Source organism: Bacillus sp. NH11B, from assembly GCF_001884205.1.
GTDB lineage: Bacteria > Bacillota > Bacilli > Bacillales > Bacillaceae_G > Bacillus_A > Bacillus_A proteolyticus.
Map to the genome: position 1 here is coordinate 56,336 of NZ_MAOG01000088.1, position 16,932 is coordinate 73,267.

14 protein-coding genes are annotated in these 16,932 nt (G+C 36.3%); 1 reads left to right on the plus strand and 13 read right to left on the minus strand.

Annotation, left to right across the window (positions count from 1 at the left end; all coding sequences use genetic code 11):
- Positions 1-20: 20 nt before the first annotated feature.
- From ytaF to BAU27_RS12610, 11 genes are all read right to left on the minus strand, one after another.
- Positions 21-653 (minus strand): sporulation membrane protein YtaF, encoded by a 633-nt coding sequence (gene ytaF, locus BAU27_RS12555; protein WP_071748276.1) that lies wholly within the window; start codon positions 651-653, stop codon positions 21-23.
- A gap of 72 nt (positions 654-725) precedes the next feature.
- On the minus strand, positions 726-1,556 hold the full coding sequence (gene mutM / locus BAU27_RS12560) for a DNA-formamidopyrimidine glycosylase (RefSeq protein WP_071748277.1): 831 nt from the start codon (positions 1,554-1,556) through the stop codon (positions 726-728).
- A gap of 12 nt (positions 1,557-1,568) precedes the next feature.
- A complete protein-coding gene (gene polA, locus BAU27_RS12565; RefSeq protein WP_071771037.1) occupies positions 1,569-4,202 on the minus strand; it encodes a DNA polymerase I in 2,634 nt (877 codons plus the stop codon).
- A gap of 284 nt (positions 4,203-4,486) precedes the next feature.
- Positions 4,487-6,250: a sensory box histidine kinase PhoR gene (gene phoR, locus BAU27_RS12570; protein WP_071748279.1), complete on the minus strand. Its 1,764-nt coding sequence runs from the start codon at positions 6,248-6,250 to the stop codon at positions 4,487-4,489.
- Complete coding sequence (gene phoP, locus BAU27_RS12575; protein WP_071748280.1) at positions 6,243-6,962, minus strand: two-component system response regulator PhoP; 720 nt, start codon at positions 6,960-6,962, stop codon at positions 6,243-6,245. The genes phoR and phoP overlap by 8 nt, the downstream gene beginning before the upstream one ends.
- Positions 6,963-7,119: 157 nt before the next feature.
- Positions 7,120-7,353 (minus strand): hypothetical protein, encoded by a 234-nt coding sequence (locus BAU27_RS12580; RefSeq protein WP_071748387.1) that lies wholly within the window; start codon positions 7,351-7,353, stop codon positions 7,120-7,122.
- 99 nt (positions 7,354-7,452) lie between these two features.
- Positions 7,453-7,926, minus strand: a complete 474-nt coding sequence (locus tag BAU27_RS12585; protein WP_070145080.1) for a MaoC/PaaZ C-terminal domain-containing protein — start codon at positions 7,924-7,926, stop codon at positions 7,453-7,455.
- A 216-nt stretch (positions 7,927-8,142) separates the two neighbouring features.
- Complete coding sequence (gene mdh, locus BAU27_RS12590; protein WP_070145081.1) at positions 8,143-9,081, minus strand: malate dehydrogenase; 939 nt, start codon at positions 9,079-9,081, stop codon at positions 8,143-8,145.
- A gap of 19 nt (positions 9,082-9,100) precedes the next feature.
- Positions 9,101-10,393 carry an NADP-dependent isocitrate dehydrogenase gene (gene icd, locus BAU27_RS12595; protein WP_000206900.1) on the minus strand — a complete coding sequence of 431 codons (1,293 nt, stop codon included), beginning with the start codon at positions 10,391-10,393 and terminating at the stop codon, positions 9,101-9,103.
- 160 nt (positions 10,394-10,553) lie between these two features.
- A complete protein-coding gene (citZ, locus tag BAU27_RS12600) occupies positions 10,554-11,702 on the minus strand; it encodes a citrate synthase (protein WP_116733522.1) in 1,149 nt (382 codons plus the stop codon).
- Between the two features lie 385 nt (positions 11,703-12,087).
- Positions 12,088-12,549 carry a DUF441 domain-containing protein gene (locus BAU27_RS12610; RefSeq protein ID WP_002112200.1) on the minus strand — a complete coding sequence of 154 codons (462 nt, stop codon included), beginning with the start codon at positions 12,547-12,549 and terminating at the stop codon, positions 12,088-12,090.
- Between the two features lie 432 nt (positions 12,550-12,981).
- Between BAU27_RS12610 and ytvI the strand changes: the two genes are divergently transcribed.
- The gene (gene ytvI / locus BAU27_RS12615; RefSeq protein ID WP_071748283.1) at positions 12,982-14,100 is read left to right on the plus strand and encodes a sporulation integral membrane protein YtvI; all 1,119 of its coding nucleotides are present in this window, start codon (positions 12,982-12,984) and stop codon (positions 14,098-14,100) included.
- Between the two features lie 439 nt (positions 14,101-14,539).
- On the opposite strand, the gene BAU27_RS12620 is transcribed toward ytvI, so the two are convergent.
- Both BAU27_RS12620 and pyk read right to left on the minus strand, forming a co-directional pair.
- Entirely contained in the window at positions 14,540-14,929 is a 390-nt protein-coding gene (locus BAU27_RS12620; protein WP_000871641.1) for an FxsA family protein, read from the minus strand.
- A gap of 236 nt (positions 14,930-15,165) precedes the next feature.
- Complete coding sequence (gene pyk, locus BAU27_RS12625) at positions 15,166-16,923, minus strand: pyruvate kinase (protein WP_071748284.1); 1,758 nt, start codon at positions 16,921-16,923, stop codon at positions 15,166-15,168.
- Between the last annotated feature and the right edge of the window lie 9 nt (positions 16,924-16,932).

Genomic DNA, 16,932 nt, shown 5'->3' on the forward strand with positions numbered 1-16,932 from the left:
CTAATGTTCCACGCCCATACTTACATTTTCCAAATTCCAATAATAATGAGTAATACCCCAGGCAGGAATGTAAATTTTTGTAACCATTTCATATTCGATAAAACCGTACCAAGTTTCATTCCAAGAAATAAAAATAAAGAACTCATAACCGCGACTAATATCGCCATCATAGCGGGTGCATACCCTAATAAAGATGCACCAATTCCAGCACCGAATGAATCTACAGAAAGAGCTATACCAAGAAGCAATGCTTCTCCTGCAGAAATGGTGCCTGATTTATCAAAATCTGCTACAGTCGGTTTCCGTAAAATTTGAATCACTAGCCCAAGCGAGGCAATCTCTAATTTCCAGACCTTCTCCTCTTGCTTCGGTTCTTCTTTTTTCTCACTTCGAAAAAATTGATATAATACCCAAATCCCTATTCCAATAAGAACAAGCCCACCGATACGCGTTGCGATAACAGGTGAAAATATTTTCGCGATCATATGTCCAATTCCCATTGAAACGAGCATAACAGCCGCTGAACACATTCCAATAATTACAATTGATCTTAGTGGAATTCTTACGCTTCTTAAACCATATGTTAGCCCTACACTACAGCTATCCAAGCTTAATGTAAAAGCTAATAAAATAAGAGATAAATAAAGGTACATCGGTAAACTCCTCCCTTATACATAGCTCTGCTGTATGTATATGACAAATGCCTATCCGATGTTATCTCTTTTCTATATTCTTGGCTGACAAATTGGGCAGTAATGCGTTCCTCTTCCGCCAACAACTGTTTTTTCTAGTATCGTACCGCAAGTTACACACGGTTCTCCTTTTTTTCCGTATACATTTAGGAGTTCTTGGAACGAACCAATTTGCCCCTGCGAATTGATATACGTTCTAATTGTACTTCCGCCTCGCTTTACTGCTTCGCCTAGCGTTGTAACAATTGCTTCGTACACTCTTTCTATTTCTTCTTCTGTTAAAGACGCAGCTTCTCGTTCTGGGTGAATTTGAGAACGGAATAACACTTCATCTACATATATATTTCCAAGCCCCACTAAAAGACGCTGATCTAATAATACAACTTTTATTTTACGGTTTGTTTTTTGCAATCTTTCTTGTAAATACCGCGGTGTCAATTCAGCATCAAATGGCTCCGGGCCTAAGTCAGCAAGAGGCATTTGATTCAACTCTTCACCTTTCTTAAAGAGATGCATCGTACCAAACTTTCTCACATCTTTATAATGCAATTCAGTTCCATCTGTAAATAAGAAACGGACGTGCGTATGTTTATCAATTGGCTCATCCTCTTGATGAAGTAAAAACTTACCTTCCATACGCAAATGTGAAACAATGACATAATTCGTTACATATAAAAGCAAAAACTTTCCTCTTCGCTTTATATTTTCAATTGTCTCGCCTCTTAGCATTTCTTTAAAGATTTCTGCATCATCCGGTCGTTTTACTATTTTAGGATAAGTAATAACAACATCTTCAATCGTTTTTCCTGTTACAAGATTTTCAAGCGTCCGTCTAACATTTTCAACCTCTGGTAATTCAGGCATTTCATCACGTCCTTATTTCGCGTCGTACCAAGTTGGACCGTAAGAATAATCAACTTTCAATGGAACTGCTAGTTCAATTGCATGCTCCATTACTTCAGGTACAAGCTTCTCTAATATTTCAATTTCTTCTTTTGGTGCTTCAAATATCAATTCATCGTGTACTTGCAGAAGAAGACGTGCTTGTAATCCTTCTTCTTCTAGACGATCTGCCATAATAATCATCGCTTTTTTAATAATATCAGCCGCACTACCTTGAATTGGTGTATTCATAGCTGTACGCTCAGCAAAGCTACGTAAATTGAAATTACGACTCGTAATTTCCGGAATATAACGGCGACGATTTAATAATGTAACCACATACCCTTTTTGTTTCGCATCTTTTACGATTTCATCCATGTATTCTTGTACACCAGGGAAACTTTCTAAATACTTTTCAATAAATTCCGCTGCTGCTTTTCTTGTAATTCCTAAGTTTTGCGAAAGACCATAATCACTAATCCCATACACAATTCCGAAGTTAACTGCTTTTGCTTGTCGTCTCATGTTAGATGTTACTTCATCTTTCCCAACACCAAATACATCCATAGCTGTTTTCGTATGAATATCCATGTCATGTTGGAACGCTTCAACTAACCCAGGATCATTTGCAATATGAGCAAGCACACGAAGTTCGATTTGTGAATAATCAGCCGCGTACATGATCCATCCTTCTTCTGATGGAACGAATGCCTGACGAATCTTTCTTCCTTCTTCTAATCGAATCGGGATATTTTGTAAGTTCGGATCTGTTGAACTTAATCGACCTGTTTGCGTTAACACTTGATTGAAACGAGTATGGATTTTAGATGAATCTTCATGTACAACTTTCAATAAACCTTCAATGTAAGTTGAATTTAGCTTCCCTAATTGACGATAATGTAAAATATTAGGGATAATTTCATGATGATCCATAAGTTTATCTAATACATCCGCTGACGTAGAATAACCTGTTTTCGTCTTTTTAATAACTGGTAAGTTTAAGTTCTCAAACAGAATAACTCCAAGTTGCTTCGGTGAATTAATGTTAAATTCCGTTCCTGCAAGCTTATAAATTTCCTGTTCCATTTCCTTTAATCTACCTGCAAGTTCTTCTCCCATATTACGAAGACGCTCCGTATCAACTTTTACACCTTTTACTTCCATATCAGCTAATACACGTGCAAGTGGTAATTCTAACTCTGTAAACAGTTCATATTGCTCATTCTTTTTTAACTCTTCAATGAATGTTTGCTTTACATCATATAATACATGCACTTTACGAGCTACATGCTCCGCTACTACATCTAACTCTGGAACTGCACGCTTCGCACCTTTTCCGTAAACTTCTTCATCAGATTTCACGGCATGTGTTTCTTTCATTTTTGCTACGGCACGAAAATCTTTATCTGTATCAGCTGGATCAAGTAGATAAGCAGCAATTAATAAATCAAAATCAATTCCTTGAATATCTACACCTTTCCACTTAAGAGCAACGATAGCTCGCTTCGCATCAAATGTATGCTTTCTCATTTCTCCATTTGCAAGCCATGCTTTGAAAGTATCTGATTTAAGAGCAATGTCTGCCGAAATAAAGTAACAACCATTTTCATTTTGAATACCAAAACCTTGAATATCCGCTTTATGATAGTTATCTTCTTGCACTTCTACAATAAGCGCACTATCTTGCTGAAGCATTTCTTCTGTAACTTCTTCCACAATATCAAATGTAATATCATCTAATTCAGCTGGAGCTGTTTCTTCAGGCGTAACGCCTAACTTATTTAAAAGAGATGTAAATCCTAAATTCTCAAACATTGGAATAACATCACTTGGTTCATACCCTTTATATTCCATATCATCTACATGCACAGTAATTGGTGCATCTGTAATAATAGTCGCAAGTTTTTTACTCATAAGAGCTTGTTCTTTATTTGCTTCTAACTTTTCTTTTAATTTCTTTCCGCTCACTTGATCTAAGTTTTCATATACTGCTTCAACCGTTTCAAATTGCGTTAATAATTTAATGGCTGTCTTCTCACCAACACCTGGTACACCTGGAATGTTATCTGACTGGTCTCCCATTAAACCTTTCATATCGATAATTTGCTTTGGTGATAAGCTATATTTCTCAAATAAAGCTTCTGTCGTATATTCATCTACTTCTGTAATCCCTTTGCGCGGAATACATACAAGTGTATTATCGGAAACAAGTTGAAGTAAGTCTTTATCTCCTGAAATAACTTTTACATAAGCCCCTTGCTCACTCGCTTCCTTCGCTAGCGTTCCCATAATGTCATCCGCTTCATAGTTTTCTAATTCATAGCGCGGAACATTAAATGCATCAAGCATCTCACGAATAAACGGGAATTGCTCTGATAACTCTGGTGGAGTCTTTTGACGTCCTCCCTTGTAATCACTATACGTTTTATGACGGAATGTTGTTTTCCCCGCATCAAACGCCACAAGCATATGTGTCGGTTTTTCTTCCTCTAGTATCCTCATTAACATCATTGTAAAACCATAAATTGCGTTCGTATGTATACCTTTGTCGTTATTTAAAAGCGGTAGTGCAAAGAAAGCACGATACGCGATATTATTACCATCTACTAATACGACTTTTTTTTCCAAACTACAAACCTCCCCATACATATTTGAAACGATTTTTTCCACAGAAAAAAAACCGTTCCTGTCCTCTCTCTATATTAACATGACTAATAGAGAGAAGAAAAATAACGGCTATTTTCTATCATATATACAAACGTTTACTAACATAAAAGGGAAGTGACGAGAACAGCATAACTATTCTCGTCCAAAATTACTCCTTGGATGAAGGGGTTTTCATCTATTATATTAACAGAGCTTTATTAATATTTAATTAAGCCAATGTTAATATATTGTAAATATCCTTCATCCTATTTTTCAGTAGCTGATTTTGGTAAAACAACTGTAAATGTCGTTCCTTCCCCAACCTCACTATCCACCGTAATCGTACCTTGATGTGCTTCAACTAAATGTTTCACAATTGATAAACCAAGACCCGTTCCACCCGTATTCCTACTTCTCGCTTTATCAACTCGATAAAAACGTTCAAATATACGAGGGATTTCTTCTTTACTAATACCAATTCCAGTATCCGACACCTTTATATACGCATTATATTTATCCTCTAATAATTCAACTGAAACAACGCCGCCAGCCGGCGTATATACGATTGCATTATTAATTAAATTAATAAAGATTTGTTTTAAGCGGCTCGGATCTCCAATAACGGAAACTCGTTTCAATACATTCACTTGTAAAGAGATTTCTTTTTCTCCCGCTTTATTATCGAGCACCATGTGAATGTCTTCAAGAATCCCCTTCATATCAACCGTACCCATATTTAGTCTAAACCCTTGCTGCTCGATTTTTGATAAATCTAATAAATCTTCAATTAATCCTTGCATGCGCTCACTTTCTTTTAAAATAATATGTAAGAAATGTTCGCAGAATTTTTTATTATCCATCGCTCCGTCCAAGAGTGTTTCTGAAAAACCTTTAATAGAAGTAATCGGTGTCTTTAGTTCATGAGAAACATTCGCTAAAAAGTCTTTTCTCATTTGTTCTAATTTCTTTAGCTCAGTAATGTCATGGAATACAAGGACAATCCCTTTCCATTCATGGTTCGTCCCGATAATCGGTGCTCCATATACTTCGAAATGCTTTCGCTCAATTCCAAGCGGCAATAACATTTGTTTACGCACTTTCACTTCTGTCATAAAGATTTCTTCTACGAGCTCAATAATTTCCGTATGATGAAACGACTCATAGTATAAACGGTCTAAATATTCTTCGTCTGTTACGTGGAAGGTCTCCTTATAAGAACGGTTTACAAGGTTTATATAACCACGACTATCAATTAAAATCATTCCACTTCCCATATTTTCAATTAATGTATGCAAACGATCTTGTTGCATTTCTTGCTCAAGTGTCATCTCTTGTAAATTACGTGCTAAAATATTAATTGCTTTACTTAGCATTCCTGTTTCATCCGAATGACTTTCATAAGCGCGTGCTTTATAATTTCCCTTCGCTAATTCAATAGCCACTTTCGTAACGGATTCAATCGGCCTAATATATTGCCCTGTAATTTTCATACCTAAAAATACGACAACGAGACACGCGATAACAAATCCGATAATTAATAATCCCCACGTTTTTTGGTGAACGTCCCTCAAAGTATCGATTGTACTTTTCACCAAAATATATCCTTGTTTCCCTGCTACATCCTGAACGAACACAGCATGATAAAATTCATTCTTTTGATCCGTTTCTTTCGTAATAACTTTATTTCTTTGTTTTGCTGTTTCAGAAGAAAGTTCTTTAATCATCTCTTGACTAAATGCAGATTGTTGCCCTCCGCTATATTGAACTTTATTTTTTTCATCAACAAATATAATAGAAGCTGGTATTTGTTCTTCTAACTTTTCAAATACATACGGCTTTTTTAAAACAGATTCAAACCCTTGCTCCTCTGCTAATACAGCAACATATCTTGTCTCTTTTACCATTCTCTCTTTAGCATGATCTATATAGTAATTTTCAAATACAGTTTCTAATAATACACCTAGTCCAACTAAAATAAAAACGATAAGAGAAACAAATGTAAAAAGAAGCCTGGAGCGAAATTTATTCATCCCCTTTTGGCTCCTCTAATTTATAACCTAAACCACGTATCGTTTTAATGTACGTCGGTTTTTTCGTATTTTGTTCAATTTTATCGCGCAAATGGCTAATATGGACATCAACAATTCGAGTATCACCGGCAAAATCATAATTCCATACAGCACTCAATAATTGGTCACGAGTTAATACACGACTTTTATTTTTCGCGAGATACACAAGTAGTTCAAATTCTTTTGGTGTTAATTCAAGCTTTCTTCCTTGGAAATAAGCCTCATAAAACTCCGGTAAAATTTTAAGTTCTGCAATTATGATGCTATCTTCATCTGGTGCTTCTGCAACTTGTTCTTCTTGTTGTAATTTCGTACGGCGCAAAATCGCCTTCACACGAGCAACAACTTCCCTTGGACTAAACGGCTTCGTCATATAATCATCCGCCCCAAGTTCAAGACCGAGTACCTTATCAAATTCATCATCTTTTGCTGTTAACATTAAAATCGGTGTCATGACACGTTGCAATCGTAATTCTTTACAAACTTCCATACCATCCATTTTCGGAAGCATTAAATCTAATATAATTAAATCTGGACGTTCTGTTGTCGCTTTTTGAAGCGCCATTTCTCCATCCATCGCTGTTATAACTTCAAACCCAGCTTGTTGTAAATTAAATTCAATTAAAGTTAAGATAAATTCCTCATCATCAACTACTAAAATACGATTGTTCATTCTTTTCCTCCAAGTTATAGACTTGAAACCTTCTTCATCCTAGTATTTTCCCCGTTATTCTCATCATACTAGAAAACAAGGTCCCTCTCAATATAATTGTCTATTCATGGATTCAGATTGTGCTATCTTTATTCCATAATCGCGTTCCCCTCAGTTATCAAGTGGTTACCCAGACTTTATAGATACATCTATCCTTTTTAAAGTCTTTTTCCGTATGAACTATAAATTCTCTCTCTTGTCCTAAGAAAAATGCAAGAGCATACGCTATTTTATAATCCGGTGTTTCATATCCATCAAATACTCTCCCGTACATTTCATTCGCGATTGAATCGGCCCACACCTCAGCTTCTCTTATCGTTTCAAAGATTATGTCTTCTCTTTTCCATTTCACAGTCATACTGTTCACCCCCGTTTAAACAAAAAGTAGCGCTAGCATACCCTTAATAAGAATATGACCAGCGCTACTTTTATATCATTCTAACTTTCATTTTTAAAAATTATCTAATGCTTTTTCCATAATAGAAACAGATTTAAAAGGCGGTGTTACTGTTAATGAGCCTTTCACAACAGTATCTCCTTTTTCATCATGAGCAGATACAAGCATATCAATTGTATGTTCCTCCTCTGAAACAGCCACAACTTCAAAGTGGATTTGTAACGTTTCATAATGGTGAACATGTTTCACGAACGTAAGATCCTTCCTAGTAATATGACTACCTGGACCTGGTAAATATTTCGTAACCGCCGTTGTAATCAGCCCTGTTAGCATAATGCTTGGTACAATCGGCTTTTCATACGGAGTTTGGGATGCGTAATCATGCTGAATATATAATGGATTGGCATCATTCGTTAAACCTAAGTACAATAACAAATCTTTATCCTCAATTTTTTCAGTGATAGATAATTTCTCTCCTACTGTAATTTCATCCATTCTACGACCAATTTGAACTTTTTTCTTTAACATGTTACAACCCCCTCCGATTTTTTCACCTTATTATCCTACTAAAAGCGATACCTTATCCGAAATTTACTATGATGAGGGCAATATATAGTATAAGTCTATAGTTTCATTATAGGACACACTAAATGATAGCGTTTTCATATTATTTCAAAAAAACATTTCAATAAATAGTAGAAAAAGATTCGGGGCCCCGAATCTTTTTCCGCTTATATTTAATTATTAAACAAGAACTTTCATAACGTTACGTACAGATTCTACAGAGCGATCTAACGCTTCTTTTTCATCTTCAAGAAGTTCTAATTCAATAATTTTTTCAATTCCGTTACCACCTAGAATTACTGGTACCCCTAAGTAAAGGTCACTATAACCATACTCACCTTCAAGGTATGCAATAGCAGGTAATACACGGCGTTGATCTTTCAAGATTGCTTCTGTCATTTCAACTAAAGAAGCTGCTGGCGCATAATATGCACTACCGTTTCCTAATAAGCCTACAATTTCACCGCCACCTTTACGTGTACGTTCTACGATTGCTTCTAAACGCTCTTTTGGAATTAATGTTTCTAACGGAATGCCACCTGCATAGGAATAGCGTACAAGAGGTACCATATCGTCACCATGTCCACCAAGAACAAATCCTGTAATGTCTTTTACAGAAAGATTTAATTCTTGTGAAATGAATGTACGGAAACGAGCTGTATCTAATACGCCCGATTGACCGATAACACGCTCTTTCGGGAATCCTGCTTCTTTAAATACAGAATATGTCATTGCATCAACCGGATTTGTTAATACAACAATAATCGCATTTGGTGAATGTTTTGCAATGTCGCGCGTAATACTTTTCATAATTTTAGAGTTTGTTGCTACTAAATCATCACGGCTCATACCAGGCTTACGCGCAATACCAGCTGTAATAACGACAACGTCAGAATCAGCAGTATCTGCGTAATCAGATGTACCAATAATGTTAGCATCAAAACCTTGTACTGGGCTCGCTTCTAACATATCTAACGCTTTCCCTTTTGTTGGATTTTCCAGCTGTGGAATGTCCACTAATACAACATCTGCAAGTTCTTTTTGTGCTAATAAGAATGCCGTTGTTGCTCCTGTAAATCCTGCACCGATGACTGAAACTTTCTTGCGTTTGATTGTCATAATTTACCCCCCGCTTTAATTATGCGTTTTTGATTATCGCTACATCCATGTTTTTAATAAGTTCATTAGCGAACTCAGAACATTTCACTTCTGTTGCACCTTCCATTAAGCGTGCGAAATCATATGTTACTACTTTTGAAGCAATTGTTTTCTCAACTGAATCAGTTACTAAATTCGCAGCTTCGTTCCATCCTAAGTGCTCTAATAATAGTACACCTGAAAGAAGAACTGAAGATGGGTTTACTTTATCTAAACCTGCATATTTTGGAGCTGTACCATGTGTAGCTTCAAAGATAGCATGTCCAGTCACATAGTTAATGTTTGCACCAGGTGCAATACCAATTCCACCTACTTGTGCAGCAAGTGCATCAGAGATGTAGTCTCCGTTTAAGTTCATTGTTGCAACAACATCAAACTCACGTGGACGAGTTAAAATTTGTTGTAAGAAGATATCTGCAATAGAATCTTTTACGATGATTTTCCCAGCCACTTCTGCGTCTGCCATCGCTTTATTCGCTGCATCTTTTCCATCTTTTTCAACGATACGATCATATTCAGCCCAAGTAAATACTTTGTCGCCGAATTCTTGTTCCGCTACTTCGTAACCCCAGTTTTTGAAAGCACCTTCTGTAAATTTCATAATGTTTCCTTTATGAACTAATGTAACAGAAGAGCGTTTTTCGTTAATTGCATATTGAATTGCAGCACGAACAAGACGCTTTGTCCCTTCTTCTGAGATTGGTTTAATACCAATGCCAGATGTTTCTGGGAAGCGGATTTTATTAACACCCATTGCTTCTTTTAAGAAAGCAAGAACTTTTTCTGCTTCTGGAGAACCTTGTGCATATTCAATTCCAGCATAAATGTCTTCTGTATTTTCACGGAAAATAACCATATCAGTATCTTCCGGACGTTTTACAGGTGAAGGAACACCTTCAAAGTAACGAACTGGACGTAGACATACATATAAATCTAATTCTTGACGAAGTGCTACGTTTAGAGAACGAATACCACCGCCAACTGGAGTTGTAAGTGGACCTTTAATTGCGATTAAATATTCGCGAATTAAATTTAAAGTCTCTTCAGGTAACCACTCGCCTGTTTGGTTGAATGCTTTTTCCCCTGCAAGCACTTCTTTCCAAACGATTTTCTTCTCACCATCATATGCTTTCTCAACTGCTGCTTCTAGTACGCGAGATGCTGCTGCCCAAATATCAGGACCAATTCCATCTCCTTCGATAAATGGAATAATCGGATTGTTTGGTACATTCATAACACCATTAGTTACAGTAATTTTTTCACCTGTCGTCAATGTGATAACCCCCATGTTTGAAATTTCATATGTATGAAACTGAGGGAATAACCCCTCAGTTCAAACCGTTAGTCAAATTAAAATATTCTAATCATTACATCTTCCCAAAAAAATCAGACTTTTGAAAGCGTATTTTCACTATCAAAATAGTGTTTTTCGCTTATCGTTGTGCGATTGGAACATATACTTGATGCGTAGGTCCATTATAATCAGCACGCGGACGAATTAAACGGTTGTTTTCATATTGTTCTAGAATATGAGCTAACCAGCCTGACATACGGCTAATCGCAAAGATAGGTGTAAATAAGTCATGGTCAACTCCTAAACAGTGGTATACAGAAGCTGAATAGAAATCAACATTTGGTGGAAGACCTTTTTCTTTTGTTACAATGTCTTCAATTTTGATAGACATATTATACCATTTGTCTTCTCCTAAAAGCACGCATAATCTCTTAGACATTTCGCGTAAGTGTTTCGCGCGTGGATCACCATGCTCATATACGCGATGGCCAAATCCCATAATTTTCACTTTATTTTGAAGAGCATTATGAATATATGATTCTACATTTTCTTCTTCGCCAATTTCAGTTAACATCTTCATTACATTTTCATTTGCCCCGCCGTGAAGAGGACCTTTTAATGCGCCGATTGCTGCTGTAATACCAGAATACACATCTGAAAGTGTAGCTACGCAAACACGTGCAGTAAATGTAGAAGCGTTTAACTCATGATCTGCATGAAGTACAAGCGCCTTATCAAAAGCCTCAATTTCAACTTCATTTGGCTCACGATCATTTAACATGTACAAGAAGTTTCCAGCTAACGATAGATCTTTTCTTGGCTCAACAACATCTAAACCTTTGCGAATTCTTGCATAAGCAGCAATTAAAGTTCCTACTTGAGCCTGTAATTTAACCGCTTTCAAATAATTGGACTTCTCATCCATAATTTCAGCGCTCTCATCGTATAATGATAGCATGGAAATCGCAGTTCGTAAAACAGACATCGGATGCGCGATTTTTAAATCTACTTGTTTCAAATATGTTAAAATTTCACCTGGTACTTTATAGTATTCAGATACAGTTGCACTAAATTCCGCTAGTTCTTTTTCGTTAGGAAGCTTGCGGTGCCATAATAAGTACACTACTTCTTCAAATGTAGCATTCTCAGCTAAATCATCAATATTATACCCAACATAAGTTAATGTATCATCAATAATAGAGCTCACAGATGATGTTGTTGCTACTACCCCTTCTAAACCTCGAATAACAGTCATGACATTCTCTCCTTTTCCTGAAAATTCTCCCAACCTTGCTCCTTATATCTATTTGCTCCCCTTATAAATTATGAACGCTCGTTCACTCTTTAGGCAAGCAAAATGCACGTTCATGCAAATTTGTTGCGATGTTCCCCTCTTATTGTCCATTGCTACATGGAAAGCATGAGCGTGAATGTCTCCCCGAATCCTCACGCTCAGAACAACAAGTTAGTGAGGAAAATGAATCCCGAAGAGTTTATGATAAAAACAACATAAAACAATATCATTATAAAATTGTTTTATGTTGTTTTTATTTTATCTGGTGTATAGTCTCTGCTGTTATGTAACTTTTCAAAGTTTCTAATCCTATTATAAACAATTATCTGACTTTTGTGAACAGAAAGAATTCAAAAATTTTATATTACTATAAAATTCCTTATTTAAACATTTGTATAATACTCATAACTGCATAGGCAATTCCAGCCCCAATTAATGGACCTACAGCGACTCCATTAAATAAAGCTACAGCTATAATTGTCCCAAAAACAAGTGCAGTTGTAATATGAGGATCCGTCGTTAATAATTGCACCCCACCTTTCGCCAACAAAGCAACTGCCACTCCTGAGGCTAAAGCAATCCATGCATAGTATGATTTCGCCGCTTCTCCGAGTTGTTTAAACCCTATTTCCCCCGTCGCAATTGGGACGAGCACCGCAATTGTAATAACCGTCACACCAAGGTTAATTCCTTTCGTTTGTAAATAAGGAAAGACTTTATCACCTAAAAACGTAAACTTCAATAAAAATAAAACTCCAACAGCTACGGTAAGCGATTGGTTTTTAGCAATTAATCCTATAATAAGTAGTATGAATAAAAATAACGTTGACTGACTAATCATGATTGTACTTCCTTTCTGAAAATAATGAACTTGTTTCCAAACCAAAATACCTTTAAACCTATCGTTATACATGTCATATCGATGTCTATTTGCCAATGAGAATAAGCCAACAATTTCATTTTTGTATGCATTTTTAACTTACAAAATGAGACTGTAACCAAAAAAAATCAAAGCATATATACATTTTTGAAAACGATGGTCTCTCCTTTCTTTTCTAACAAGAAACAGGTAAAATAAAAAGAAGAGAAAATGAAGTTTTTACCATATAGTAGAAGCATCATCAACAAGCTTTTACAGTCGTTCATGTACTGAAAAAGCAGGAAAAATCCATCATTCCACTATAACATAAAGCGAAACTTTAATCAGTGAATCTCACTCGTTATAAGTTGAACGAATTAGGATAATACAAATTGGAATGGGAGGTACACATCTTTGAATCGAAACTTACTATATATGATATTGCGACTCATATTTGTCATTGTAGCAACGGTAGTTGGGTTCTATGTATTACTGTACATGTCAGGACTTATCTATCCTTTTATTATTGCTTTTGCATTCGCTTATTTGATTAATCCTGTCGTCAATTTCCTTAATCAAAAACTACAATTCCCTCGTGCATTAGCAGTACTCGTTAGCTTAATTCTCGTATTCGGGGCTATCGTCGGACTTGTTACATACCTTGTAACTGAAGCAATATCCGCCACAACATACTTACTTCAAATTGTTACAGTGAAGTTCCCAGATATCGTTGCATTCGCTCAACAATTTGCGCTTAATCATATTATGCCTCTCTACGATGATTTAATCTCTAAATTTAATCATCTCGGCGAACCACAACGATATACTATCACACAAAACATTCAAAACTTAGGCACTGAAGCAACGACACAAATGAAAGAACTTTTAACCGCTATTATAAGTGGATTAACAAATTTCATTAGCGCATTACCAACAACTTTAACTGTCCTTGTATTCATTTTATTGGCAACTTTCTTCATTAGTTACGATTGGCACCATCTTGCTCATAAAGTAAGAAAGCTTTTACCTAATCGTGTACACGGATACGGAAAAACTATTTTTGTCGATTTAAGAAAAGCTTTGTTTGGTTTTGTTAAAGCACAACTTACACTCGTATCTATGACAACTGTCATTGTACTAATCGGCCTTTTAATATTACGCGTGCCATACGCAATTACGATCGCGATTATTACAGGAGTTGTAGATTTACTCCCATACTTAGGAACTGGAGCCGTCTTCGTCCCTTGGGTTATATACGTATTTTTCACAGGCGACACCGCATTCGCCATCGGTCTTCTCATCTTATACATCGTCGTGATTGTCCAAAGACAAATCATGGAGCCGAAAGTACTTTCATCTAATATTGGACTTGATCCATTAGCGACACTCATCGCTTTATTTGTCGGCTTTAAGCTCTTTGGTTTTTTAGGATTAATCATCGGTCCAGTCACATTAGTACTACTTAACACATTACACAAAGCCCACGTTTTCCATGACTTATGGAAATTCATTAAAGGCTCACCATCAAAATAATATTTTCTAATTCACATACAACAAAAAACTTAACTGTAATCAGTGGGAATTTCCCACTGATTATTCATTGTACTTATTTTTATACTAACTACATTTCAAACGAGAGGATTTCCTAAAAAAGGATAATTTTCTTGTTTTTTTCATGAAAAACGCATATTTCGCGGTATTTTTACATTTTTATTCTATTTAATTTATAATTATTACTTACATTTATTACTTTTTATGTAAATGAATAAATATACAAAACAGAGCGAAATACTCCTTTAATCAGTAGTTTTTTCTCTCATCTAACTTTTTTCACACTAACAACACAAAAAAATATTACCCTGATGTAAAACTTCCAATCCGTAACCCCTGTATTCTACCTAGCATTAACTACCAGAGGTATAAATAGAAAATACAATAAAAAAATAACACTTAGATCGCTATAATCTAAGTGTTATTTCTGAACAATAATAGTAGCCTTCTTTCTCAATTTCCAATCAATCCATTTCATAACAATTGGCTTCAATAAAGCCCTCGTTACTGGGATAACAAAGATAAAACCTATTATATCCGTCACATATCCAGGAAGTACTAAAAGAATACCTCCTATAAAGACGAAAATACCATCCAGGACGGCATCACCCGGCATTTCTCCTCTATTTAACCTAAATTGAATCTCTCTAACTATTTTAAACCCTTGTCGTTTCGCCAAATACACGCCTACAATACCTGTAAATACAATCATAGCGAACGTAGACCATAAACCTATTACATGACTTGATCCAATTAAGACTGTAATTTCAATCGCCGGTATTAAAATAAGCAAGAATAGTAACCACTTCATAGCTCGCACTCCTTCATATTTCATTTCAAAGGTTTAAGTATCTTCCTTTCACCTTACCAACCCTCTTCTAAGCCCCTTACAACACCCATATAAGCCTCACAATAGATAAACAACCCTCTTCCGATGAACGTTATAACAAACGTTTCCTGGAGTGATTTCAGGCGTTTAAAGCTATCTCTATCTTTTTTTGTGTAAAAAAAAGAGAAGGACTCCGCTCCTTCTCTCCGTATTACTTCTTATAGCACTTCCGCATGTCCATTATAAACAATTCCGCGTGCTGCATCAACTGTTACTTCTTGGCCATTTTTTAAAGTTGTTGTTACGCTGTTTACACCAACGATAACAGGAATACCGATAGATACACCTACAACAGCCGCATGGCTTGTTAAGCCACCTTCTTCAACAACTAAAGCAGCAGCTTTTTCAATAGCAGGAATCATATCTTTATCAGTGCTTGTTGTAACAAGGATATCACCTTTGTTTACGTTCGCTACAGCTTCAGCAGCTGTTTTTGCTACAACTACTTTACCTTTTGCAGCTTTACGACCAATTCCTTGTCCTTTAGCAACTTCTTCACCAACAACGTGGATCTTCATTAAGTTTGTTGTACCAGTTTCAGCAACTGGAACACCAGCAGTGATTACTACAGTATCTCCAAGTCCGATTAGACCTGCATCCATACCTGTTTGAATTGCAGTATCTAACATTTCATCAGTAGACGCTGCACGTTTTCCAGCCATAAATGCTTGTACACCCCAAACAAGTGCAAGACGACGTCCTACTTGCTCATCAGTTGTTACAGCTACGATTGGAGATTTCGGACGGTATTTAGAGATCATTTTCGCAGTATATCCACTTTCTGTTGGAGCTACGATTGCAGCTACATCAAGAGCAAGTGCTGTGTGCGCAACAGATTGACTAATTGCATCTGTAATTGTTGGAGTGAACTCTTTAATACGTTTTTTGAACATATCTTCATATTGTAATGATTTTTCAACACGCACTGCAATGTTAGCCATCATTGTTACAGCTTCTACTGGGTATTGACCCGCAGCAGTTTCACCTGAAAGCATAATTGCATCTGTACCATCGAAGATTGCGTTAGCTACGTCACTTGCTTCCGCACGAGTTGGACGTGGGTTACGTTGCATAGAATCTAACATTTGCGTTGCAGTAATAACTGGTTTGCCTAATACGTTACATTTTTTGATTAGACGTTTTTGCACTAATGGTACTTCTTCTGGTGGAATTTCTACACCCATATCACCACGAGCAACCATTAAACCGTCAGAAACTTCTAAGATTGAATCGATATTGTCGATACCTTCTTGGTTTTCGATTTTCGGTACGATTTGGATGTATTGAGCGTCATGTCCTTCTAATAATTCACGAATTTCTAATACGTCAGATGCTTTACGCACGAAAGATGCTGCGATGAAATCAACTTTTTGTTCGATACCGAAAACGATATCTTTTACGTCTTTTTCAGTGATACCAGGAAGCTTAATGCTTACGTTTGGTACGTTAACACCTTTTTTATTTTTTACAGTTCCGCTGTTTAATACTTTTGTGCGGATGTTTCCGTCAGCTTTTTCGATTACTTCTAGTTCGATAAGACCGTCATCGATTAGAATACGAGAACCTGGGTCAACATCATCATAAAGACCAGCATAAGATACAGAGAATTTCTCTGCAGTACCTAATACTTGCTCAGTAGAAAGAACTACTTCTGCACCTGTTACAAGCTCAGCTTGTCCGTCTACGAAGTCATGAGTACGGATTTCTGGACCTTTTGTATCAAGTAAGATACCAACTGTTTTACCAGTTTTCTTTGAAGCTTCACGAATGTTTTTAATACGAGCGCCGTGCTCTTCATGGCTACCATGAGAGAAGTTTAAACGAGCAACGTTCATACCCGCTTCAATTAATTGCTCTAATTTCTCAATACTTTCACTAGCAGGACCTATAGTACATACAATTTTAGTTTTACGCATATTGCACCT

What these genes read in the sequence shown, in the direction of transcription:
- BAU27_RS12585 (WP_070145080.1), bottom strand. Translation starts at nt 7,926, where the DNA reads ATGTTAAAGAAAAAAGTTCAAATTGGTCGTAGAATGGATGAAATTACA.
- pyk (WP_071748284.1), bottom strand. Translation starts at nt 16,923, where the DNA reads ATGCGTAAAACTAAAATTGTATGTACTATAGGTCCTGCTAGTGAAAGT.
- BAU27_RS12610 (WP_002112200.1), bottom strand. Translation starts at nt 12,549, where the DNA reads ATGATTAGTCAGTCAACGTTATTTTTATTCATACTACTTATTATAGGA.
- BAU27_RS12620 (WP_000871641.1), bottom strand. Translation starts at nt 14,929, where the DNA reads ATGAAGTGGTTACTATTCTTGCTTATTTTAATACCGGCGATTGAAATT.
- ytaF (WP_071748276.1), bottom strand. Translation starts at nt 653, where the DNA reads ATGTACCTTTATTTATCTCTTATTTTATTAGCTTTTACATTAAGCTTG.
- mdh (WP_070145081.1), bottom strand. Translation starts at nt 9,081, where the DNA reads ATGACAATCAAACGCAAGAAAGTTTCAGTCATCGGTGCAGGATTTACA.
- mutM (WP_071748277.1), bottom strand. Translation starts at nt 1,556, where the DNA reads ATGCCTGAATTACCAGAGGTTGAAAATGTTAGACGGACGCTTGAAAAT.
- phoR (WP_071748279.1), bottom strand. Translation starts at nt 6,250, where the DNA reads ATGAATAAATTTCGCTCCAGGCTTCTTTTTACATTTGTTTCTCTTATC.
- phoP (WP_071748280.1), bottom strand. Translation starts at nt 6,962, where the DNA reads ATGAACAATCGTATTTTAGTAGTTGATGATGAGGAATTTATCTTAACT.